This is a genomic window from uncultured Campylobacter sp., from assembly GCF_938041645.1.
GTDB lineage: Bacteria > Campylobacterota > Campylobacteria > Campylobacterales > Campylobacteraceae > Campylobacter_B.
This window is the reverse complement of record NZ_CALIST010000008.1, coordinates 1-23,274: the sequence shown is the minus strand read 5'-3', so window position 1 is coordinate 23,274 and position 23,274 is coordinate 1. Positions and strand designations below refer to the sequence as shown.

The window sequence follows — 23,274 nt, the reverse complement described above, 5'->3', positions numbered from 1 at the left end:
AATATCCTTAAGCTTAAATCGCTCATATTTTATACCTTCGGGCTTAAATCGCAATAAATCGCGTTCATTTCGCGCGTTTTTGATTTTATTTAAAATGTGTTTTGCGTCGCGCCGCATGCAGCGCAATGACGGCAGCAAGGGCGCGACAACGGAAACAAACCGCATTTTTGGATCAATTTATTTCTTAAATTTTCTTATGAAATCGCTCGCGTCCCGCGCCGCCATCGCCGAGCTCATAACGGCGATCCTATCGGCTCCCGCGCGCAAGACGGAGGTGAAATTGCGCGGCGTTATGCCGCCCAGCGCATAGATTTCGCCCGCGAAAAACTCCCGCACGGCGCGGATCAAATTTAGCCCCCTCGGCGCTAGCCCCGCCTTGCAATCAGTCGCGAAGATGTGGCTCAGACAGATTGCGCCGGCACCCAGCTCCAGCGCCTCGTGCGCCTCCGCCTCGCTGTGGCAGGAAGCGACCAGTTTTTTGAAATTTGCGCGCAAAAACTCCGCGCCGTGCGCCGAGCTGAAGCTCCGCAAAACACCAAGCGGCAGCCATAAATTTCTCTCGCCCGCCCGCAGCGCAAAATCCGCGAAATTATGCACGAATAGCGTGGGCAGGCGCCTTGCACTCTCTACATTCTGCGCACTCTTCACATTCTCCAAGTTTTCCGCCTCTTTCACGCTCTGTGAATTTTCTACGCCCTCTATACTTTCCGAGCTTTCTGTATACTGCGCGCTCTGTGAGCTCCCCGCGTTTTTTACACTATGCACATCATTCGTATTTTCTGCACTTTGCGTACTCCGCATACTTTCCGCATTTTCTGCGCTCCGTACGCCTTCTGCCGCTAGTTTCGTTTCGCATATGGCGCCGCGAAGTGAAATTTCGCCAGGCGCGCTATCATTCGCGCGATTTGCAGCGCCGGTAAAATTTTCAGATAAAATTTCATCTAAAACGCAAGCGGAATTTTTAGGCCAAATCTCATCCGTAGCAGCGTGCTTGCGGGCCGTATCCGCGCAAAGCCCGCTCTTGCCACCGCCCAAATGGAGCTTTTCTGGAGAAACTTCGTCTGCGTCGCGCTCGTAGAGCGAAATTTTATCCGCGTAGGCCGCGCTCGCGTTCAATCCGTCCGCAAAAGCCCGGGTTTCGCTAAATTTAGCGGCACGAGCTTCATCTGCAAAAATCCCGTCCGCACAGGCTGTATCCGCGCAAAACCCACTCTCGCAGGCGCGTAAAATTTTACCAAACAGCGCTGCATAGGTCGCTTCGTCTAAATCCTTTTCGCGCACGACGATCTCGCTTACACCCGCCGCGGCAAAATCCGCTATGCGCGTAAGCAGCGCCGCCTCACCGCCGCAGAACGCGCGATTTGTGATGATCGTAATGCGCGAAGCAAGCTCTAAATCCTGCATGCACCCGCTCCTTTAAACTCAACATCCGTGCGTGGCGCCGCACTCAAATTTAAAATTTTGCCTGCGATGCTAGGGATTAAAATTTTACTTGCTAGGGCGAGCGCCGAAATCCCCGCCGTCACGCCATATTTCAAAATTTCGCCCGCCGAGACAATGGCTGAAATTTCCATCGCGCCGCCGGAGCTCAAAGCGTTCGCCCGGTCGTTTGATTTTAGCGACCTCGCGTTGCCGCCGCATAAGAACCCGAAGCTCGCGCCGTTTTTAAATTTAGAATTTAAGTCGCCCGCGGGCTCGGAATCTGCACTGCCCTTAAATTTTAAATCCGCGTATGTGTTCCTAGGTCTTAAATTTACGCACGCATTTTGTAACTCAAAATTTCCCGCGCGAGCTGACACGACATCGAAAATTTTATCATCTGCCATAGCGCCATAAATTTTATCGCCGTGCGCGGCACTGCAAAATTCGGCGTCGTATTTTACGCTACAAATTTTACTTCTGCGCTGGGCGGCACTAAATCCGCCCTCGAGCCCGACGCTGCAAATCTCGCGTCTAACGCCGTAAATTTCATCCACGCACGCGGCAAAATTTCGCGCCTCACACATAGATATACTCGCTCATTAGCGGCTGCAGCCCGCCGCCGCGGATCGCCTCGCAGACCTCGCTTACGCTGCGCGCGTCGCTGATCTCAAACTGCTCGTCGCCCCTCTGCTCGCTGTGCCCGCCGATACCCACGCTTACGCCCGCCGAAATTTTACTTGCCGCGATCCTGATCGCATTGTCGCGGAAGCCCGCCCTCTCGCGCGTGGAGATCGTGATTTGCGCACTTGGCAGCAGCAGCCGATACGCGCACATCACCTGCAGCAGCTCGCGCTCGCCGACGTCTTTCGGGTTTATTTTGTCGTTGTTGATAATCGGGCGCAGGCGCGGCACCGAAAAAGCAATCTCGGCGCGCGGGTACTTGCGCTGAAGCAGCCACGCGTGCACGCCCGTCGCAAAAGCATCGCGGCGGAAGTCCCCAAGCCCCAAAAGCGCCGCAAAGCCCACGCCGCGCATACCGCCTCTAATCGCGCGCTCTTGGGCTGCGAAGCGATACGCAAAAACGCGCTTGTTACCCGCAAGATGCAGCTGCGCGTAGCGCGCGGGATCGTAGGTTTCTTGAAAAACGGTCACAAAATCGACGCCGCAAGCGTGCAAATAGGCGTAATCGACGGAATTTATCGGATAAATTTCGACGCCGATTACCTTAAAATACTGCCGAGCGAGCTCGCAGGCGCGCCCGATGTAGCGTACGGGGCTGTTTTTCTCGCTCTCGCCCGTGAGGATTAAAATTTCTTCTAGCCCGCTTGCCGCGATCGCCTCAAACTCCGCCTTTAGCTGCGTCTCATCGAGCCTTGCGCGCGCGATTTTGTTTTTGCAGTTAAAGCCGCAGTAAACGCACAGATTGTCGCAGTAGTTTGAGATGTAAATCGGCGTGAAAACGGCGATGTTGCTGCCAAAATGCGCTGCTTTTTCGCGCGCTGCAGCTTGCGCGATCTGCTCCAAATGCTCGCCCGCGCGCACGCTTAGTAACGCCGCAAAATCGCGCAGACTTCTATTTTTCGCGCCGATCGCCCTTTGCACGTCAGCCTCGCTCGCCTCCTTGCAAAAGCCCTCGCGCAGAGCGAGCGTACGCTCCATCATCTCGCTTCCGATATCCTCCATGCCCGCTAGATAGCCGGTTCCCATCATCTTTAAAATTTTCCTTTTAAATTTTCATTTAAATTCCACGCGGCACGCTTTTGCGTGTAAATTTAGGCGCCGCAAAGTTTCTTTTCGTTTGGTTTAGAAGCGCATTTTAGCAGGATTTAGGTAAAAAATTGCAAAATGAGGGGTGTCTATTCGCATTTTAAATTTTAGTGATTTTTAAAAGATGAAAGAATATACTTTCGTAAAATTTTAAGGAGAAGTAATGAAAAAAATCATCTTAGGTTTAGCCCTATTGGGCTCTTTGGCTTTTGGCATAACTTTTAGCAAAGAGCAAGTTAAACAATTTGAGCAAAATTGCGAAGCAGGTGATTTTGAGGCTTGCAGTTACGCCGGCGCTCTTTATAAAAATCCGACCTTGTTCGGGGGAAACGCATCCGATAGGGATTATAAAAAAGCACTTTACTACTTTAAAAAGGCTTGCGACGGAAACGATTATGTAGCCTGCTCGGATTTGGGAGCAATGTATCATGGTGGCAAAGGGGTGAAAAAAGATTATAAAAAGGCTATCGAACTATTCGATAAAGCTTGCGACGGCGGATATGCAGACGGCTGCAACAATTTAGGTTATATGTATGCAAATGGTAAAGGGATTAAAATGGATATGACGCGGGCTATGGGATATGCCAGAAGAGCCTGCGATGCGGGAAGTTGGATGGCGTGCGGGAATTTTGCTTCAGTTCTTGAAGCAGGTGGCGACAGAGCAAGGGCGACACAATACTATCAAAAGGCCTGCGAAATGGGCAAAAAACACCCAGGGTTATTCGGCTACGATAAAGACTCTTTACGAGAATACTGCGATAAATACGACATGCTAAAATAGCCCGCCGATCAATCGGGTTTCTCTCGATCGGGCTGCTTTCAGCCCGATTAAATTTTAAAATTTGATCGCCGAGCCTGCTGCGCGCTACACCGCTGCCAAATTATACTTTTCGCCACTACACTTTAAGATGCCTAGCGAAATGCGGAATTTATATCGTTCGGCATAGGGCTTAACAAAGTGTGCTGAGATTTAACTCACATGGCGCAAAACCTTGCGCGATATGTATCTATACAAACCCAAGAAATGCAAATTCGGCGCAAAAAACGCGGCTCGCGTAACCAAGCGCGCTTAAAATTTTAACCGCTAGCGCAAAAATCCCGTTAGCGGCGAGCTTGCGCAGGCCGTTTTGCAAACGGCGCCGAGCCCCGCCAGATAGGCATCGCGCCCCGCCTGCACGCCGAGCGCAAATGCCCGCGCCATCAGCGCCAAATCCCCGCTCGTGGCGATTGCCGTATTTACCATCACCGCAGCGCAGCCCATCTGCATCGCCTCGCAGGCCTCGCTAGGCGCGCCGAGCCCCGCATCTACGATGATCGGCACGTCGATTTCGCCAAGCAAAATTTCGATCATCCCGCGCATCATCAGCCCGCGATTGGAGCCGATCGGCGCGGCCAGAGGCATCACGGCGGCAGCCCCTGCGTTTACCAGATCGCGAGCTACGCACAGATCGGCGTGCATGTAGGCAAGCGGCACGAAACCCTCGCGCGCTAGGGCTTCGCAGGCCTTGATCGTCTCGGCGTTATCGGGCAGAAGGTATTTGCTATCGCCTATGATCTCGATCTTTACGAAGTCGCCGCAGCCAAGCTCGCGCGCGAGCCGTGCGATCCGCAGCGCCTCGGCGGCATTTCGTGCGCCGCTGGTGTTCGGCAGCAGCGTGACGCCGCGGGGGATGAAATCCAAGATATTGCGGCTCTTGCTTTCGTTCACGCGGCGCAGCGCAAGCGTGACGATCTCGCAGCCCGCGTGCCGTACGCAGGCGTCGATCATCGCGTGATCGAACTTGCCAGAGCCCATTATCAGGCGCGAGCTAAACTCCCTGCCGCCTAAGATCAGTTTATCGTCCATTCTATCCTCTTTAGTTTAAATTATCGTTTTTATGCGCGGCGCAAATGGCGCATATCAGCGCACGGTGATTATACACAGCGAAATTGCGGCACAGATTGTACACCTTGCTTCTATTGCTATTTTTACGTGCCGCACGGACCGCATCGAAACCTAAAATTTTCCGTCAAATTTTATGTCGCAGACAGACAGCGCAAAATTTCAAAGCGCTGTTTAAAATTTTGCGGCGGAGCAACGGCTTTAAATTTATACGCTGCGTTTAAATTTACGCGGTGCGCGGTAAATTTCACATCGTTTTTAAAACGCGCCGTATGCCGCCGAAACGCTCGCTGCTTCTCAAAAATAATCACGCGAGGCTTAAATTTAGCAACAATACACAAAGGCGCGTAAATTTAGAAATGCAGGCGCGCGATGAGCGGCCGGGCCTAGCCCTCCTCGCCCAAAATCAGCCTAAGCGCGACGTTTGCCTGATGTGCGGCACAGATCGCTACGCGCGGAGCGAGCAGCCCCACGCCCTGAGCTGCGGCGCTTTTGCGGTCGCCGCAGACGAAGACGTTTTTGCCGAGCCGCGTCGTGCGGATCTCGTTGGCGTCGCCGCTGCCAGCCATACCGCTAGCGCAGATCAAAAAGCGATCCGTTCCGCCGAGCGCATCGAAAATCATCGCTTTCGCCGCCGCGTCGTCGAAGCACTCGCAAATTATACGCTCGTTTTTTAAAATTTCGGCTACGTTTTGCGCGGTAAGTCGCTCGTTTAAGGTTCGCACGCGCACGAACGGGTTTATGCGCGCGATTTTTTCGCGCAGAGCGGTCGTTTTGGGCTTGTAAAGATCGCCGATCTCGTACTGCTGGCGGTTTAGGTTGGTCGGCTCGACAACGTCGAAGTCGATCAAAAAGAGCTCGCCAACGCCCGCGCGCGCAAGCAGGATCGCGACGTTGGAGCCGAGCCCGCCGAGCCCGCAGATCGCCACGCGCGAGCCTTGCAGCGCCTCATTTACGGAAGGAGCGTTGCGAGCAAGCATCAGCTCGCGAAGCTCCTGCGGTGCCAGCTCCGCACCGTGCGCGAGCAAAAAGAGCTCGTCGCCCGCCTTAAGCTCGCAGTTTTGCGTGCTCGCATAGCCGTTTATTACGACGATCTCGCCGCTAAATTTAACCTCGCACTTCAGCCCCTCAAGATCGCTCGCGCCCGTTTCGTAAGCTTTGCCGTTTAATTTTATCTGCATTTTGATCCTAAATTTTATCTTTTTGCGCGCCCGAGCCTCGCCGCGCGAGCTTCGACCCTGTGCCTTTTTTGCGTCACGCAAAGCCGAAAATTTTAACGATTCTACGAGCTGTAGCGCGCAATTGCTCGCTTCGCACCATGGCGATTTATACTTAAGACAAATTTGCGCGGTCTTGATGACCGAAGCTCAGCCCGCCGCCATGATTGAGCTCAATTAGCCAACGCACCCGCACTTGAGCTTAACGCAAGTGCGCTTTGTCTTGCGACTAGCGAAAAGCTACGATCAATCGCGCGTAAACCCGAAGCGAGCCCAATCGATAAAATTTTGACGCCGTATCGTGCGCTTTGTTTTGACCGGCCTTAAGCTTTTTAAATTTATCGCGCCGCCCAAATTTAATCGGCGCAAGCCGCTTTTTTACCGTGCGCCGCGCAACAGAGTCGCATTCCCGCTCCTTTTTACGTCGCAGTATTGTAACGCGGCATATCGATAGATCTCCGAATCGATCCGTTAATTTTACGCACTGCGGCGTGCCGCCGAACGCGGAATTTTATGTTTAATATAAATAGATCACGCGGCACATACCGTGTTTACGAGCTAATTTAGCGCGCTCGCGGGTAAAATTTGCGCGTCGGGTGCCGTTCCCTAGCGCGACGAAATTAAATTTTAAAGCCCCGCGCTCAAGCCTACGGCGCCGACGCAGTTTACAGCTCCACACCCAGTCGCCGCAGCTGGCGACGCAAATTAACGTTCCGCCGCCGAAATAAAATTTAAACTCTATCGCCGCGGAGCGAATTTTAAAACTCCTGCGTCCTGCCGCCGCGGCCTAGCTCGCATTCAAAATTTAAAATCTCGCCGCAGGCGCCAGGCTACCGCGGCTTTCTCATAAATTTAAAAACCCAAACGCGCTATGTCTCCGCTCTGCCATACCGCTAAAATTTTAACGACGCGCGTGCAAATTTTAAGCCCCGGCCGCTGTGTTACCGTACCGATTAAATTTAGCAACTTCCACGCGGATTTAAACCTCGGTCACCGCAATTTTAACATAACCCAAAGCTCCGAACTCAGCCGCCGCCTACGAATTCTACGATCTCATATTTTTTGCCGCTTGAGATCTGCGTGCGCCCCCACGCCTCTTTTTTTAAAATTTCGCCGTCGCGCTCGAGCGCTACTAGGCGCAGATCGTGTCCGCGCTGGCGCAAAAACTCGCTCACGCTCATATCCTGCGCCAGCTGCAGCCGCTCGCCGTTTACGTAGATCTCAATCATCGCTCGCTCCCAAGCTCTCGCGATACTCCTCGTAAGTACCCCTAAAATCTATGATCTCACCGCCTCCTTTGAGGTGTAAAATTCTATTTGCAAACGCGTCGATAAGCTCGCGGTCGTGGCTCACGCAGATCGCACATCCCGCGAAATTATACAGCGCTTCGCCAAGCGCGATAATCGCTTCAAGATCAAGGTGGTTGTTGGGCTCATCGAGCACCAGCAGGTTCGGGCGTTGCAGCATTAGCTTGCTTAGCATCACGCGATGTTTCTCGCCGCCGCTTAGGCTGCCCACGCTTTTCTCCTGCTCCGCGCCGCTAAAAAGCATACGTCCAAGGCATTTGCGAATTTCATCCAGATCCCTATTCTGCGGGCTTTGTAGATATTCGTAGAGCTTAAGCTCGCCTGAAATTTTATTATTCGTATCCTGCGCGAAGTACCCGGGCTCGATCGTGGCGCCCATGTGAACCTTACCGCTAAGAGGTGCGAGCTCGCCCATGATGATCTTGCAAAGCGTGCTTTTGCCCACGCCGTTTCGACCGATGATGCCGATCTTATCGCCGTGAGCGAGCTTGAGGTTAAAATTTTTCAGAATTTCAATCTCGCCGAAGCTCATATCCACGCCGCTTAGTTCCAAAATTTCATTGCCGATCTCGCGCGCGGGCTTAAATAAAATGCTAGGTTCTCTGCGCGAAGAGGTCGCAAGCTCGCTAACACCTAGTTTGTCGAGCTGTTTTTGGCGGCTCGTGGCCTGCTTTGCCTTGCTCGCGTTGGCGCTGAAACGAGCGATAAATTTTTCAAGCTCCGCCTTCTCTTTGAGCTTTTTCTCGCGCTCAAACTGCGCCTGTTTGAGGGTGAGATTGGACGCGATAAACCAGTCGTCGTAATTGCCGCTAAATTCGCGCACCCGCCTAAAATCTACGTCGAGGATGTCCGTGCAGACGCGGTTTAAGAAGTGGCGGTCGTGGCTGATGACTACGAGCGTGCCCGTGTGGCGATTTAGCTCAAACTCAAGCCACGAAATAGCGTCGATATCGAGGTTATTCGTAGGCTCGTCCAAAAACAGCACGTCGGGGCGCGGGAAGAGCACCTGCGCGAGAAGAACCTTAAATTTATCGCTCGTCTCGATCTCGCTCATCTTTTTATCGAAGTCGCTAATCCCCAGCGAACTTAAAATTTTCTCGATCCGCGTTTCGTACTCGTAGGCGGGATCCTCCTCCGCACAGATCATCTCAAGCTCGCCGAGACGCTCGTTTATCTCGTCGTTAAACTCGCCCGCTTCGTAAAGCTGCGTCTTTTCGCGCACGGCGTCATAAAGGCGCTTGTTGCCGTAGAGTACGGCGTCTTTGACGCTGAAACTTTCAAAGGCGAATTGATCCTGCCCCAAAACACCGATTTTAAGCCCGCTTTCGATCAAAATTTCGCCGCTGCTTGCTTCGATCTGCCCGCTTAAAATTTTAAGTAGCGTCGATTTACCCGCGCCGTTTGCGCCGATGAGTCCGTAGCGTCTGCCCTTATCGAGGCTTAAATTTACGTTTTCAAAAAGTATCTGTTTGCCAAAGCGCATCGTAAGATCTTTGATTTCAACCATATTTTTCCTTTTAAATTTCTATTTGCATTGCCTTGAGCGCGGGCTTCTGTCAGGTTTTGCGCGCAAATTTCATTTCGCGGTTTATTGCGGCTTTTGCGCCGCGCGGAGCTGCGATAAATTTCTCCTATTGTAGCTTAAAATTCTGAAATTTCGCCGAAGGCGGGCGGGCGCGATTAAATTTAAACCGCTAGAGCAATTTAAATTTTAGCCGCTGTAATCGCTATCGCGAGTGATGATGAGCGTGTAGTTCGGATACGCGGCGCGCACCTGCTTGCAAACCGCGCGAAACGTCGCCTCCATATCGGGCGCTGCGAAATCGACGATAACGTCGAAGCTGATCGAGCGCTTTTCCTCGTCGAGATAAAATCCATGTATCTGCGAGACGAACTCATGCGAAAACGCCATCTGCTTGATATGCTCGTAGATCTCGGCGGCGCGCGGATCGTTTCTGTTAAACGCGTAAATTCCTACGGTGTCTAGGATGATATTAAATTTCGCAAAAACGGCGTTTTGGATGCGGCGCGTAAGAGCGTCGATCTGCGCCGCGGTCGTGTCACTCGCGACCTCGATATGCACCGAACCTACCATTTTATCGGGCCCGTAGTCATGAAACATCAGATCGTATGCGCCGATGACGCCCTCAAAGCCGCGCACGACGTCGTAAATTTCATTCGTAAGCTCCAAGCTCGGACGCGAGCCCAAAAGCTTGCTGATCGTATCGCGCAGAATTTCATACGCCGTTTTGATCAGAAGCGCCGAAATTATCGCGCCCAGATACGCTTCTAAGCTCAGCCCAAAAATAAGCGAAATAAAAGCCGCTACGAGGGTGGCTAGCGATACGAGCGCATCGTATTTGGCGTCCACGCCGCTTGCGATGAGCGAGTCGGAGTTTACGCGCTCGCCCGTCTTTTGCGTATAAAGCCCTAGGCTAAATTTCGCCGCGACGGCTACGGCGATGATGACGAGCGAAACCGTATTATAATTCGCCGCTTGCGGATGAATGATCTTTTTGATCGATTCGACGAGCGAGACGCCGCCGGTGTAGAGGATGATGATGGCGATTACGATCGCGCTTAGATACTCGATCCTGCCGTGTCCGAAGGGGTGTGCGCGATCGGGCTGCTTGCTAGCAAGATGCACGCCCACGATCGTAATGACTGATGAAAGCGCGTCGCTTAGGTTATTTACGGCATCAAGCACGATCGCGATCGAGCCTGAGATCAGCCCCACGACACCCTTAAATGCCGCTAAAATTACATTTGAAATGATACCGATCACACCGGTGCGAATGATGATTTTATCCCTGCTATACGCCGCTTGAGGCACTTCCATTATCTCTCCTTTGAAATTTTACTCTAAGCCGCAATCGCTGCGCGTGTAGGTCAGATCGGCGATTTTTTCGCCACTTTGCAGAAATTGTCGCACGCCTATGCGTTTTAGGCCGCCCGCTTTCATCGTCGCGCAAACGTCCTTTTGCCTATCGGCGCGCAAAACTCTCTCAAAATTTTGCTTTATTTTAGGATCTACTTTATCCCAAATTATGTTTTTTAGGGTCATGGAAACTATAAATTTATCGCCTTCGCACGTAGCCGCGCCCAACTTTATATCTTCAGTCTCTGGGTGACTGCGCCCATTTACAGCGTCCGCCAAAGCCTTGCAGCGCTCGGCATCTCCCGCAAGCGCTGCGCTGCAGATAAACACGCCAAACAGGGCGAGTATAAATTTTTTCATTTTCATCTCCTTATTTTTATTTGAAATCTATCATATTCAAATTTTAAATTCAATCTATTTTTGAAATTTAAAGACCTATTTGCGCGGCGCAAATCCGCGAGCCGCCAAAATTACTTACGTTAAAATAGCGGCGTAAATTCCATAAATCACCGCTAGAAATTTTCTAAATCGCGGCAAAAATTCTTTAAATTCCGCGTGAAATTCTATGAGCGGAAATTTTTGCGACGGATCACATGCGCTCGCTCAAAGCGGCGTGCGGCGAGATCGTCCGTATCTTTTTCAAGCTCGCCGTTTAAATTATATATTTAACGCAGCTTTGAAAAGCTCCAGCTAATCCGCGCCCGCCGTTTAAATTTATAAATTTAATGCAGTTCCGCGTTGAGCTTGATCGCACGCTTGCTAATGCTTGCCGTAATCTGCCCGCTTTGGCTGTTTTGTCGGAAGTGCAGTCCGCTAAGCCCGGCAAGCTCAAGCCCTTTATAAATTTCACGATCGAACGCAAAGCCTGGATTTAGCGCCGCTAGCGCCTCGCGATCCTTTTGCGCGATGAAAACCTTCGTGCCCTCAAGTACCGCGATGCCGGCATCCACGATGCAGCGGTCGCCTAGCGGAATGCCCGTTACGGAGTTTGCGCCCAGCAAGCAGTGCTTGCCGATGCTCACAGCATTGCCGTTGGTGCCGCTTAGCACGCCCAAAATCGACGCGCCGCCGCCTATGTCGCTGCCCTCGCCCACGACGACCGAGCTGCTGACACGCCCCTCGATCATAACGCCGCCGGTCGTACCTGCGTTGAAATTTACATACGCAGCACCCGGCATCACGGTCGTACCCGCGGCGATATGCGCACCCAAACGCACCTTCGCGTCATCTAAAATCCGTACATTTTGCGGCGGCACGACGTGGCTTAGGTAGCGCGGAAATTTATCGACGCTGATGATGCGTGGATAGCGGCCTTGCATTTTTAAAGAGATTTCGTTTTCACGCAGCCACCAAAGCTCGATCGGGCGGGCGTTTTCGTCCCATGCGACGTTCGGAAGCACGCTAAATGCGCCGTCTAGATTGAGCGTGCGCGGCTCGCAGAGATTTAGCGAAAGCGCATAAAGCTTAAGATAGACGCTCTCGACGCTTTTTGGCGCGGCATCCTCAAAGATAAAACTAGCGCAAAAGCTCGCGTGCCCGTCCGATTTCATCGCCTCTTTAACCGCAAGCAGCACCTGCAGATTTTTGTGCGCGCCCTCTTTGGCGTCTGGCTGCAGAAATTTTAAAGCCTCGATCGCCTTTTTTAGGGCTTTATGCGTCAGCGTCAAAATACACTCACTACCGCTAAAATCCGCTTGTGCGTCGCAGCTTTGCAGCGCGTGAATTAGCACTGCTGCGCTTGTTAGCCCATCTTTAAAATTTACGTGCGCGTAATTTACGCTTAGGCTTTTGTGCCCCTCCGCGCACCCCTTAAATACGCGCCCGACCGCCCACATGATCGGATCGCGATAACCCTTGGCTGCTCGCACGCCCTGTATAAGCTCATTCAACTCCTCTATCGTTTTAAATTCTTTAGACATTCTTACTCCTAAAATTAATTAAAAATATCGTTTATTTTACCGCCTTTTAGGCACTTTTCACGATCGATTTCGATTTGTTTTTTGAGCTCGGCGTCCTTGGCAAACACACTTTCATCCACCAAAGTACTCGGCAAATTTATCATAATCGCGTCGTGAGAGCCGCTAAAACCGCTTAAATTTTGTCCAAAATCTTTTTTAATGAGCTCGTTTTTGCTACTTATATCTCCGCCATCGCAGTGAAAGTCCGATCCGCCGCCAACACAATCGCATCTTATTTTGGTATTATCATCGTATACACGATTCACCAAATAAACGTTTTCTTTCAAATTTATACTGCTTATCGGATTAAAAACGAGTACGGCTAGAATTTTATTATTATGCGGATTTGACACCTCCCAGCGTACGGCACGATATGAACTTAGCATCACTACAAGCGGCTTTTTCGATTTTTCTAGCGCGACGACTACTTTATTATCATTCGCATCACTTTCGTAAATGGCAGCTAGCCATATATCGAAATTTTGACCTTTTAGCTTAGCAGCTACCTCGCTTTGTTTATAAAAATTTGGCTCATCCTTAAAATCCACCAAAAGGCTAGTGGTATGCCAATTGTTGGCGAACCAAACCTCGATCTTGTGGCGCCCTTTACTAAATTTATGTACGACGGCTTTGTTTCTAGCATTTTCGGAGTCGTATATCTGCTCGCCGTCTATCGCAATACGTAAATTCGCCCAACTAAAATCCGCCAAAATCATCTGTTGCACATCCTGCTTGAAGTCGAAATTCCCGACCCAGTAGGCAATAAATTTTTCAGAAGGTATCTTGTGGAACTTATCATAAGCGAAATTTAAATTTATATTTTCGACCGTTTCCGAAAAAACGACGGTTTTCGGATCGTCTTTATTTAAGTAAAAAGCCAAAAACTTATCCGCCGGAATCTGCTTGCCCGCCGTGATCTCATTCGCCCATTTTTGTGTGTCGTTAGCGTTTGCACAAGCAAGAAATACGCAAAAAGCCAGTAAAAATACTCTTAAAATTTTCATTTTTTCCTCCAAATTTTAAATTCCATCCTACCTAAACACATCATCCATCGGCGTGCTTTCGCATTTCTTGCGGTCCGCTTCTACCGAGAGTAGGCGAGCTTTGCTTTCGTCTAAAATTTTTGGAGTAATAACAAGCCCCGGTAGGTCTAAGGAATTTACGGCGTGCTTGCCGGCAAATGCCCCCAGGCCTCTGCCAAATATCCCGTTTACGCGCCCGTTCATATCATAAATCTCGCTGCCGTCGCAGTGAAAGACATTACCGGAGATGCACTCGCATTTAAGCCCATCCGCAGCCTCCGTGTATCTGTAGTCCTCGACGTAAAGCGCACCGCTTACGCCACGGACGCTACTAATGGGATTGTAAATTAACACGGCTAGAATTTCGTTATTTTGAGGATTTGAGATCTCCCACTCCACGGCGCGATATGAGCTAAGCAGTAGCACGATGGGCTTATCGGATTTGGCTAAATTTAGCTTGACGCGATTATTCATCTGCGCGCTTTCGTAGATCGCGCCCAGCCACAGGTCATAGTCCTTATCCGCAGGGATCTTGGCTACGGCGTCTTTTTGACGATAAAAGGGCTCTACATCTTTAAAATCTACGAAAAGCTCGCTGGAATGCGCGTCATTTAAAAACCACGCTTCGATCTTGTGCTTGCCCTTGCTAAATTTATACGTAAGCGGGCGCTTTTGATTGCTAGATGTCCCACCCAGCACGTCCGTGCCGTCCACAGCGATTACCAGCGTGGACCAGCCGTAATCTCCTAGCACCATCTTTTCGACATCTGCGTCGAAATTAAACTCGCCGACCCAATACGCCATAAGATTTGGAGACGGGATTTCATGAAAGGAATTTCCTTCGTAATTGACGCTGATGCGATCGACATTTTCAGAGAAAACCACTTTCTTAGGCTCATCTTTATTCAGATAAAACGCCAAAAACTTATCCTGCGGGATCTGCGCATCCGCAGTAATCTCTTTCGCCCATTTTTGCATATTGCTCTCTTGCGCGAACGCCGCAAATGCAAGCACCAAAATAATCAAAAATCTCATTACCGACCTTTCTTATTTCGTATAAAAGTAAAATCCCTAAACCTAAAAGCCTAGGCTTAGGGATTTTGCCGCTTTAGCTTCCTGCCTATACGAATGAAATTCCAGCTGCTTAAATTTCAGATGCACGAGAAATTTCCTTGCCGCGACCGATACGGATAAAATTCCACTCTAAATAAGCTTCTCAGAGGCTTTCGCAGATAAGCTCCACTGCCATGAAACCCGGCAAAATAAAAATTTTAAACTAGCGCAATGCTGTGGCTACCGCTAAAAAGCTAGACGCGATAAAATTTCAAGCCAGAAATTCATCGCTAAAGCCCCATCTTAAAATTTTAGAACAAAGTTTTAGCGATAAATTTTGCATTTTGAAATTCCGCGGCAAAGCTTTATGCTTAAAATTTTACATTTAAAACTCCAAGGCGGAATTCTACGGCAAATTTTACCTCGTTGAATTGCGCGTTTGGAATTTAACTTCCACCGCAAAATTTCACGCTTAGAATTTTATCTGAACCCTCACGCAACGGAGATTGGGTAAAATTGTAGCTCGAAATTTCAAGCTTTAAAATTTAATGCTACAACCTCTGCACGAAATTCTATACACAAAAATTTTACTGGCGCCATAAAATCACTTCAAAATTTCGCGACGGAATTTTTGCCAGGAATTTCGAGCTACAAAATTCGGCTCAGAATTTCGAGCCGCGAAACCCGCATAGAATTTTGACCGCTAAATTTACGGGCAAAATTCTATGACGGATTGCATACCGAAATTTTACGAGCATTATAAAATTTGCAGCGAAATTCGACGTAAAATTCCAAATTATGAAATTCCGCGTTGAATTTCAATCTGCAAAATTCAAGAGAAATTCCACGCGAAATTTGACGCTGTGCCCGCCAAAGCCCTAATTCGAGCAGGCGCTCTTGCCGTCCATCACCGGCTGGATTGCGGAGTTGTCCGCCAGCTCCTCGCGATCGATCTTCTCGATCTTTTCCCACAGCTTGCGCGCGGCCTGCTCGTAGCGCTTTGCGCTCAAAGAATCTGGCGCATAGAAGCTTACCGGCTTACCGCTGTCGCCGCCCTCGCGGATAGCGATCTCGATCGGAATCTCGCCGATTACTTCGGTATTGTATCGCTGTGCCAGCTTTTGCGCGCCGCCGCGACCGAAGATGTCGTACTCTTTGCCGTTATCGGGGCAGATGAAGCCGCTCATATTCTCGATAAGACCTGCAATCGGGATGTGGAGCTTTTCGAACATATCAAGCCCGCGGGCGCTGTCGTCCAGTGCGACCGTCTGCGGCGTCGTAACGCACACGCCCGCCGTCACCGGCACGCTCTGAGCGAGCGTAAGCTGCGCATCGCCCGTACCCGGAGGCATATCCAAAAACAGCACGTCCAGATCGCTCCACGCCACGTCTTTTAGCAGCTGCTCGATCGCTTTCATTATCATAGAGCCACGCCAGATAAGGCTCGCGCCCTCCTCCATCAGCACGCCCATGCTCATCATCTCCACGCCGTGGCTTAAGATCGGCTTTAGTTTCTGCCCCACGACACTTGCTTGCGTCTTATCTTCGCCCAGCATTCGCGGCAAATTCGGCCCGTATATATCGGCATCTAAAATCCCTACTCTCTTGCCGAGCTTTGCCGTGCTGATGGCTAAATTTAGCGTCGTCGTGCTCTTGCCTACGCCGCCCTTGCCGCTGCTGATCATCACGAAATGCTTGATCTGCGGCGCGATATTTTTGCCGCTGCGAGAGTTGCTCTTTTCCTCGGCGATCTTAGGCTGTTTGATTAAAATTTCGGCGTCCGCCCCTAGCGCCTTTTGCGTCGCCGATCTAAGCTCCGCGGCAATTTCAGGCTTGGCGCTGGGGATTTCGATCCCTACGAAAATTCTATCGCCGATCTCGACCTCTTTTACAAATCCAAAATCCACGATGCTTTTAGAAAAGCCCGGATAGATCACGCTTTTAAGCAAATTTAAGACTTCGTCTTTACTCATTCCTTCTCCTTATTTTCGGTTAAATTTCTACTGATTTTATATGCGCAAAATTTCGGTCCGCACATCGAGCAAAACTCCGCGCCTTTGTAAATTTCATCGCCCAGGCTCTCGTCGTGCAGCTCGCGCGCATGCGCAGGATCGAAGCTAAGCTCAAACTGCCTGTTCCAATCAAAATTATACCTCGCATCGCTCATCTCGTGATCACGCTCTATCGCGCCTGCTTTGCCTAGCGCGACGTCTGCGGCGTGAGCGGCGATTTTGTGCGCGATGATGCCCTTCCTGACGTCTTTTGCATTAGGAAGCCCCAGATGCTCCTTCGGCGTTACATAGCAGAGCATGCTGGCGCCGCAATACGCAGCCATCGTCCCGCCGATAGCGCTACTGATATGATCGTAGCCCGCGCCGATGTCGGTCGGAAGCGGCCCCAGCACGTAAAACGGCGCGTCGCGGCAGAGCTTGCGCTCCAGCTGTATATTAAGCTCGATCTCGTTAAACGGGATGTGCCCCGGCCCCTCGATCATCACCTGCACGTTTTTTTCATTCGCGCGCAGGGCTAGCTCGCCTAAAATTTCAAGCTCGCTAAGCTGCGCCCTATCGGTCGCGTCGTATAAACAGCCCGGGCGCAAGCCGTCGCCCAGAGATAGCGCTACGTCATAAGCGGCGCAAATATCGCAAATTTCATCAAACGCTTCGTAGAAGGGGTTTTGCTTATGAAATTTCATCATCCACGACGCTATCAGCGAGCCGCCCCTGCTTACGATACCCATTTTGCGACGGGAGAGCAGCGGCATAAACTCGAGCTTAAAGCCTGCGTGGATCGTGAAATAATCCACTCCCTGCCGCGCTTGCTTCTCGATCGTGCTAAGAATAGCGCTCGTTTTTAAATTTTTAATATCGCCCAGCTCATGGATCATCTGATAGATCGGCACCGTGCCTATGGGTACGGGCGAGCGCTCGATTATAGCGGCGCGGATCTCGTCCAAATCGCCGCCCGTGCTTAGATCCATCACCGTATCGGCGCCGTACTTTAAGCAGACCTCGAGCTTTTCCAGCTCGCCCTCAATATCGCTCGTCGTGCCTGAAGAGCCGATGTTTGCATTGATCTTGCACCGAAGAGCGTGTCCGATGCCGATGGGTTTTAAGCTTTTGTGATTAACGTTTGCGGGGATGATCGCTCTTCCTTGCGCGATCAGATCGCACAAGGCCCGCACGTCCATACGCTCGCTTTGCGCGACCTCTCTCATCTGCGGCGTCAGCTCGCCCTTTTTTGCAAAATAGATCTGCGATACGCAGCTTTCGGTCATTTTTGCCTCGCTTCTTAAAAATGCGCGTATAATATAACAAATTTCATTAATCCTTACTTTTCTTTTGCCGTTTATTTTCGTAACGCAGGATGAAATTTTACCTCCGCGCCGCGTAAATTTACGCCTAAGATTAAGATATTTTAGCCCGCAAGCCGCGATTAATTTTGCTTTCATTTTTAATACGTATAATTTCGTAACAAAATTTCAAGGATAAAATTTGAAAGATATATCGCTGATTTTGCTCGCCGCGGGCGATTCGAGCAGGTTTGAGCTGCGCGTCAAAAAGCAATGGCTGCGCGTGGGCGAGCTGCCGCTTTGGCAATACGTCGCGCAGAGCATTGCGCGGGCACACCCATTTAAAAAGATCATAATCGCCGTAAACGAGGAGGACGTGAGCTATTGCGAGCGCCTCTATGCGTGCAGCTTGGCCTCGGCGCGCGGCAAAAGCGCAGGGTGCGACACGAGCGAGTATAAATTTCAAAGAAAGCAGGGCGGGATCGAATGCGGCGCAGATGATCTAAACGACGCAAGCAAGCCGCGGGGCGCGGAAAATTTTAAACCTCAAATCGGATGCGGCGCAGATGAATGCGGCTCTGCAAATTTAAAATTTCACTTCGTCCCAGGCGGTGCAAATCGCCAAAGCTCGCTAAAAAACGCGCTAAAGCTCGTAGAGAGCGAGCTCGTGCTCGTAAGCGACGTGGCGCGTGCGCAAATTTCGCCAGGGCTGATCTCCTCGCTGATACGAAATTTAGGCGGTGCGGACTGTATCAGCCCCTATCTTGGCGTAAACGACACGACCTATCTCGGCGAGGCCGTGGTGAAGAGGGAGGAGTTGCGCCTCATCCAAACGCCGCAGCTTTCGCGCACGGCGCTACTTAAAAAGGCGCTTGAAGGAAGCGAAATTTTTACCGACGACAGCGCGGCGATCGGCAGCGCGGGCGGGCGGTTGGAATTTATAAAAGGCGAAGCGGGCGCGCTTAAGATCACGCGCGTAAGCGATCTGGCGGCGCTAAATTTAAAACCCTGCTCGCGCGATATATTCTGCGGTACGGGTTATGACGTGCATGCGCTTGAAAAAGGCGCGGGCATCGTGCTTGGCGGCGTGCAAATTCCATGCGAGTTCGCACTGATCGCGCACAGCGACGGCGACGTAGCGATCCACGCCCTAATCGACGCTATTTGCGGTGCGGCGATGCTGGGCGATATCGGCGAGCTTTTCCCCGATAGCGACGCCAAATTTAAAGGCGCGGATAGCAAGGAGCTGTTACGAAATGTAATGCGGCGCGTCAGAGACTACGGCTACGAGCTCGTAAATGCCGATATTACGATCATCGCGCAGCGCCCGAAGATCGGAGCCTACAAAGCGCAGATGCAAGAGGTTTTGAGCGAAATTTTGAACTGCGCGCGCGTCAATGTCAAAGCGACCACGACCGAAGGGCTGGGATTTACGGGCAGAAGCGAGGGCATCGCTGCGCAGGCTGCGGTAAATTTGAAATTTTACGACTGGCAAAAGCACGCAGCAAAGGCGCAGGACGTATGAAAATTTTAATAATCGAGAGCGAAAGCTACCTTGCTCAAAGTATCGCAAACAAGCTGGGCGCGCTGGGGCATGAATGCACTAACGCAGCGAGCTTGGCGGCCGCGGCAGCTCTTGCGGAGGAGTTTGGGGCGGTACTGCTTTCTACGAGCTGGAGCGGCGCGAGCTTTTATCCGCTGATCGAGAAATTTAGGCGCTCGATCATAATTTTGATGGTCGCCTACGTCGATAGCGAAACGGTGCTAAACCCCGTAAAAGCGGGCGCGACGGACTATATCCAAAAGCCCTTTATGATAGAGGAGCTCATCAAAAAGATTGAGCATTACGCGCAGTTTCGCTCGCTAAAATCGCAAAACGAAGCCTACGAAGCACTGCTTAAAGAGGCCTCCCTTTCGTGCGAAATACCGCCCGCGCGTTTAGCGCAGATAAAATTTCCGCTTCTTTTGCGCGGCGATGCGGCAGCACGGGCTGCGGCGGTATTTAAGATCGCACTCGCGCTAAAATCGCGCCTTAAAATTCTATCCTCGCAAAGCCCTGAGCTGCTAGAACGCGGCGCGGAGATTTTTTACGCACCAGATTTCGACAGCCTAAGTGGCGCGCAGAAGGAAAAATTTATAAGCAAAACCAAATCCATGCGCCTAATCGCCGGGTCCATCAGCGCACAAAAGGGCTTTAGCGACGAAATTACGCTCGGCAACAGCAAAGAACGCAGTGAAATTTTAAGCATCGAAGAATACGTAAAGCTTACGATCGTAGCGCACCAAGACGAGTATTTCGACTCCGATCTGGCAGCCGCCTTAGGGATTTCGCGAAAATCGCTTTGGGAGAAAAGGAAAAAATATGGCATCGCAAGAAAAAAATAGCCGCGCGCATCCGGTACGGATCGCAGACGAGATGGGAATTTCGAGTGATACCGGCAATTTGTACGATACAAAACCGCTTGAAAACGAAGGAATTTTAAGCGGCACAAAAGCTCTAAACGTCACAAAAGCTTCGAGCGATGCGGCGCTAAATTTAAAGGCAAAGCAAAATTTAAAAGCATCACAGAACTCAAAAGCAAAGCGTGATTTAAAAACGATGCGGAATTTAAAAATGTCAAAGACGAGCAATGCCAGAAAAGACGAGGCGCGAGCTAAGAGCGCGGCAAGAAATTTAAAAGCAGAGCAAGCCGGAAGCGAGAGCAAAGGCGCAAATAATAGCGCAACGCAAATCCGCAAGATAGTGATCTCGCGCTCCGACCTAAATGTCCTGAGCCTGCTCGCAAACGGCGCTTTCGGCAAGAGCTGCGAGCTACTGCGCCCAAGCAAGCTAAGCGTATGCGGCATAAATTTCGTTTTTTCCTGCGCGGACGCAAAAAAGGGCGATATTTTAGAGCTTTATCTTAGCAAGGACGGCATAGCCGAACGCGTCAAAAATTCGCTTAGCGGTGAAAGTGGTGCGTATTTGCTAGCTAAAGAATCGCGCAACTTGCAGGATGGAGTTTCTGCCGCGGCGCAAAATAAACAGAATTTTGCAGAAAGCGGCGCAGATTTAGCGCGCAATGCAAGTGCGCAAAGCGCTATAAACGCCACAAGCGAGGGCTTAGACCATATAGAAAGCCTTACTGCGAGCCATGATCAAACTTTTACTCGCAGCGCAGATGTAAAATCTGCGAAAAACGCCGCTTTGGATTTGGCGAAAAGCTCCAGCGAAAATTCTGCGGTAAATTCCGCGCGGAGCTTTGCCGAAAATTCCGCACTCAATCGCGTTTGCAGCGCAGATGCAAAATCCGTAGCAAATTCGGCGGGAAATTTTATCTCAAATTCCACCGAAAATTTCACCAAAAATCCCGCTTCTTGCGAGCTTGTCGCGCGCATAGACGTTAGCGATGTTTATGCCCCAAGCGCAAGCGAGATCGCAGGCTCAGTATTTCAAAACGCATACGCAGAGCAAACTGCAGTGCAAGGGCGCATCACGCTGCTAAAAAATGGTCTTGCAGAGCAAATCGCGCGTATAAAAAAAGTCGCAAGCTCGCTTGCCGCGCCTAAAATTTCAGCGTTTTTTACCTGCGCCGATCCGATCCACCGCGTGCATGAGCGGCTGATTAGGCATATGATTGATAAGGCGGATTTCGTGGTGATTTTTTTAACCGGCACGAGCAGCGCGGATGCCCTGCCCTACGAGCTACGCAAAAAAACGCTAAGCTATTTGCTGCAAAATTTTTTGGTTGCGCAACGCGCCATGATGATCGATCTGGGCTCGCTTGCGATTTTTGACGGCAAGCCTGCCCTGCAGTGCGCGATCGCAAAAAATTTAGGTATAAACAAAATAATTTTTGGGCAAAATCACGCGAATATGGAACTGTTTTTTGAAGGAGGCGGCGTGCATTCGGTGCTGGACGAGTATCAAAAGCGCGGCGAAATCGAGATTTTGCTGATGCCCGAATACGTCTATTGCGAGAAGTGCAAGGTGCTCGTAAGCACGAAAAACTGCCCTCACGGCGCTCATCATCACGTGCATTACCGCACGCAAAACCTCAAGGCATTGCTACGTGCGGGGATTTTGCCGCCTGCGATTTTTATGCGTAAAGAGATCTCGGCGATGATTTTAAGCGAGCTCTTTCCCGCGCGATTTTCGGATCTACAAAAGCTCTACGACGAGCTTTTTCCAAACAGCGGGATCTTGCAGAGCCACGGCGAAAGCGAGTTTTACGAGCAGCTGATGCAGCTGTATCAAACCAGCGCGCTAAAGACGTAGCGTTTGAGGGCGCAACGCAAAAAATGACGTGGAATTTGCAGAAGCTAGGCAGAGGGTAAAATTTCGCGGCGTTAGAATTTACGGCGGCTAGACGTAAAGTAAAATTTCATAGTGCGGAAAGAAAGGACTGCGCGGAATTTTGTAGAATAAAGAGCGACGGACGCAGATTTGGCGTAAAATTTTGCGGTACAACGAAGCTAAATTTTTAGAGCATTAGCAGCGGTACGATAAAACGAGCTTTAAATTTTAAAGTCTTGGCTTCGTAGCAAATTTATAACGGTGCAGTAAAATTTTGCGGCGAAGCGGATTTAAAATTTTAAGGCGCGATAGATATGTAAAGCAGTACGGCAAATCTAAATTTTAAGTTTTCGACAAGCGAACCTAAAATTTTAAAATTAAGCAGTTGCTGCGAGTTACAGCGCAAAACTCAGATGCAGCGCAACGACTGCTCGCCCACGCAAAATGCCGTGTGTTTGCGGACGGGTTTGAAAACTCCGCGTGGAGCGAGCAAAATTTTAAAATTTTTACGCAAATGAGTAGAATTTTAAAATTCCTACGTTAGTGAGCAAAATTCGTGGCGAGTAGAACTGATTTCGTGTAGGCGGGCGAAATTTAAATTCTATATGTACGAACGAAATTTAAAATTTTCGCACGCGAGCAGATGCCCTAATTAAAATAAGCGGTAAAATTTTAAAAAGCAAAATTTAAAAGGACAATTATGGATAAAATTTTCGTTACATTTTTCGGCGCGGGGTTGCTAAAGCCCGCGCCCGGCACCTGGGGCAGCATCGCAGGCTGGATAGTGGGGCTTGCAATCTTGATGCTGGCGGGCGAGGTGACGCTGTTTTTGTGCGCCGGCCTCGTCTTTTTCGTCTCGCTTAAGATCGTAAGCGATTACGAAAGGCGGGTAAGCGCGCACGATAACAGCGAGATCGTAATCGACGAGGTCGTGGGGGTGTGGATCGCAATGTGCGTCACCGCGCCCGTGGGCGAGATCTTTTCGCTGCCGCTGCGGGAGCTGATCGCGGGCTTTGAGAGCAGCAGGATATCGATCGTCGCGATAATTTTGGCGCTGCTGTTTTTCAGGGCTTTCGACATCCGCAAACCCTCGATCATCGGGCGCGTGGATCGCGACGTACCAGGCGGGCTCGGCGTGATGCTAGATGACGTAGGCTTACCTGCGCCATGCCCAGCACGCGTTTCAATACGCACCAACTT

At 50.6% G+C, this 23,274-nt stretch carries 19 protein-coding genes; 5 read left to right on the top strand and 14 right to left on the bottom strand.

Annotated features, from left to right (window positions below):
• Positions 1-177: 177 nt before the first annotated feature.
• From Q0600_RS00750 to thiH, 3 genes are read right to left on the bottom strand one after another with little or no spacing between them, the layout of a single operon-like run.
• Positions 178-1,404 carry a thiamine phosphate synthase gene (locus Q0600_RS00750; RefSeq protein WP_298755732.1) on the bottom strand — a complete coding sequence of 409 codons (1,227 nt, stop codon included), beginning with the start codon at positions 1,402-1,404 and terminating at the stop codon, positions 178-180.
• Positions 1,392-2,006, bottom strand: a complete 615-nt coding sequence (locus Q0600_RS00745; RefSeq protein WP_298755729.1) for a hypothetical protein — start codon at positions 2,004-2,006, stop codon at positions 1,392-1,394. Before Q0600_RS00745 ends, Q0600_RS00750 begins: the two co-directional genes overlap by 13 nt.
• A complete protein-coding gene (gene thiH, locus Q0600_RS00740; RefSeq protein WP_366517526.1) occupies positions 1,999-3,132 on the bottom strand; it encodes a 2-iminoacetate synthase ThiH in 1,134 nt (377 codons plus the stop codon). The genes Q0600_RS00745 and thiH overlap by 8 nt, the downstream gene beginning before the upstream one ends.
• A gap of 220 nt (positions 3,133-3,352) precedes the next feature.
• Between thiH and Q0600_RS00735 the strand changes: the two genes are divergently transcribed.
• Positions 3,353-3,970, top strand: coding sequence for a tetratricopeptide repeat protein (locus Q0600_RS00735; protein ID WP_298755726.1), 618 nt, complete (start codon positions 3,353-3,355; stop codon positions 3,968-3,970).
• 303 nt (positions 3,971-4,273) lie between these two features.
• On the opposite strand, the gene Q0600_RS00730 is transcribed toward Q0600_RS00735, so the two are convergent.
• From Q0600_RS00730 to thiC, 11 genes are all read right to left on the bottom strand, one after another.
• On the bottom strand, positions 4,274-5,035 hold the full coding sequence (locus tag Q0600_RS00730) for a thiazole synthase (protein ID WP_298755724.1): 762 nt from the start codon (positions 5,033-5,035) through the stop codon (positions 4,274-4,276).
• A 422-nt stretch (positions 5,036-5,457) separates the two neighbouring features.
• Positions 5,458-6,252 carry a sulfur carrier protein ThiS adenylyltransferase ThiF gene (gene thiF / locus Q0600_RS00725; protein ID WP_298755721.1) on the bottom strand — a complete coding sequence of 265 codons (795 nt, stop codon included), beginning with the start codon at positions 6,250-6,252 and terminating at the stop codon, positions 5,458-5,460.
• A gap of 1,061 nt (positions 6,253-7,313) precedes the next feature.
• A complete protein-coding gene (gene thiS / locus Q0600_RS00720) occupies positions 7,314-7,517 on the bottom strand; it encodes a sulfur carrier protein ThiS (RefSeq protein WP_298755718.1) in 204 nt (67 codons plus the stop codon).
• On the bottom strand, positions 7,510-9,102 hold the full coding sequence (locus Q0600_RS00715) for an ABC-F family ATP-binding cassette domain-containing protein (protein ID WP_298755715.1): 1,593 nt from the start codon (positions 9,100-9,102) through the stop codon (positions 7,510-7,512). The genes thiS and Q0600_RS00715 overlap by 8 nt, the downstream gene beginning before the upstream one ends.
• A 204-nt stretch (positions 9,103-9,306) precedes the next feature.
• Positions 9,307-10,434, bottom strand: a complete 1,128-nt coding sequence (locus Q0600_RS00710; protein WP_298755712.1) for a cation diffusion facilitator family transporter — start codon at positions 10,432-10,434, stop codon at positions 9,307-9,309.
• A gap of 18 nt (positions 10,435-10,452) precedes the next feature.
• Positions 10,453-10,833: a hypothetical protein gene (locus Q0600_RS00705; RefSeq protein WP_298755707.1), complete on the bottom strand. Its 381-nt coding sequence runs from the start codon at positions 10,831-10,833 to the stop codon at positions 10,453-10,455.
• A gap of 362 nt (positions 10,834-11,195) precedes the next feature.
• On the bottom strand, positions 11,196-12,392 hold the full coding sequence (locus tag Q0600_RS00700; RefSeq protein WP_298755705.1) for a tetrahydrodipicolinate N-succinyltransferase N-terminal domain-containing protein: 1,197 nt from the start codon (positions 12,390-12,392) through the stop codon (positions 11,196-11,198).
• A gap of 14 nt (positions 12,393-12,406) precedes the next feature.
• Positions 12,407-13,435 (bottom strand): hypothetical protein, encoded by a 1,029-nt coding sequence (locus Q0600_RS00695; RefSeq protein WP_298755702.1) that lies wholly within the window; start codon positions 13,433-13,435, stop codon positions 12,407-12,409.
• 27 nt (positions 13,436-13,462) lie between these two features.
• On the bottom strand, positions 13,463-14,488 hold the full coding sequence (locus Q0600_RS00690) for a hypothetical protein (protein ID WP_298755700.1): 1,026 nt from the start codon (positions 14,486-14,488) through the stop codon (positions 13,463-13,465).
• Between the two features lie 896 nt (positions 14,489-15,384).
• Entirely contained in the window at positions 15,385-16,479 is a 1,095-nt protein-coding gene (locus Q0600_RS00685) for an Mrp/NBP35 family ATP-binding protein (RefSeq protein ID WP_298755697.1), read from the bottom strand.
• The gene (gene thiC, locus Q0600_RS00680) at positions 16,476-17,783 is read right to left on the bottom strand and encodes a phosphomethylpyrimidine synthase ThiC (protein WP_298755776.1); all 1,308 of its coding nucleotides are present in this window, start codon (positions 17,781-17,783) and stop codon (positions 16,476-16,478) included. Before thiC ends, Q0600_RS00685 begins: the two co-directional genes overlap by 4 nt.
• Positions 17,784-18,000: 217 nt before the next feature.
• Between thiC and ispF the strand changes: the two genes are divergently transcribed.
• From ispF to Q0600_RS00660, 4 genes are all read left to right on the top strand, one after another.
• Positions 18,001-19,323: a 2-C-methyl-D-erythritol 2,4-cyclodiphosphate synthase gene (gene ispF, locus Q0600_RS00675; RefSeq protein ID WP_298755695.1), complete on the top strand. Its 1,323-nt coding sequence runs from the start codon at positions 18,001-18,003 to the stop codon at positions 19,321-19,323.
• Positions 19,320-20,183 (top strand): response regulator, encoded by an 864-nt coding sequence (locus Q0600_RS00670; RefSeq protein WP_298755694.1) that lies wholly within the window; start codon positions 19,320-19,322, stop codon positions 20,181-20,183. Before ispF ends, Q0600_RS00670 begins: the two co-directional genes overlap by 4 nt.
• Positions 20,161-22,056 carry a hypothetical protein gene (locus tag Q0600_RS00665; RefSeq protein ID WP_298755692.1) on the top strand — a complete coding sequence of 632 codons (1,896 nt, stop codon included), beginning with the start codon at positions 20,161-20,163 and terminating at the stop codon, positions 22,054-22,056. The genes Q0600_RS00670 and Q0600_RS00665 overlap by 23 nt, the downstream gene beginning before the upstream one ends.
• A gap of 718 nt (positions 22,057-22,774) precedes the next feature.
• Positions 22,775-23,274, top strand: a 500-nt coding sequence (locus tag Q0600_RS00660; protein WP_298755690.1) for a phosphatidylglycerophosphatase A, incomplete at its 3' end; no start/stop codon positions are given.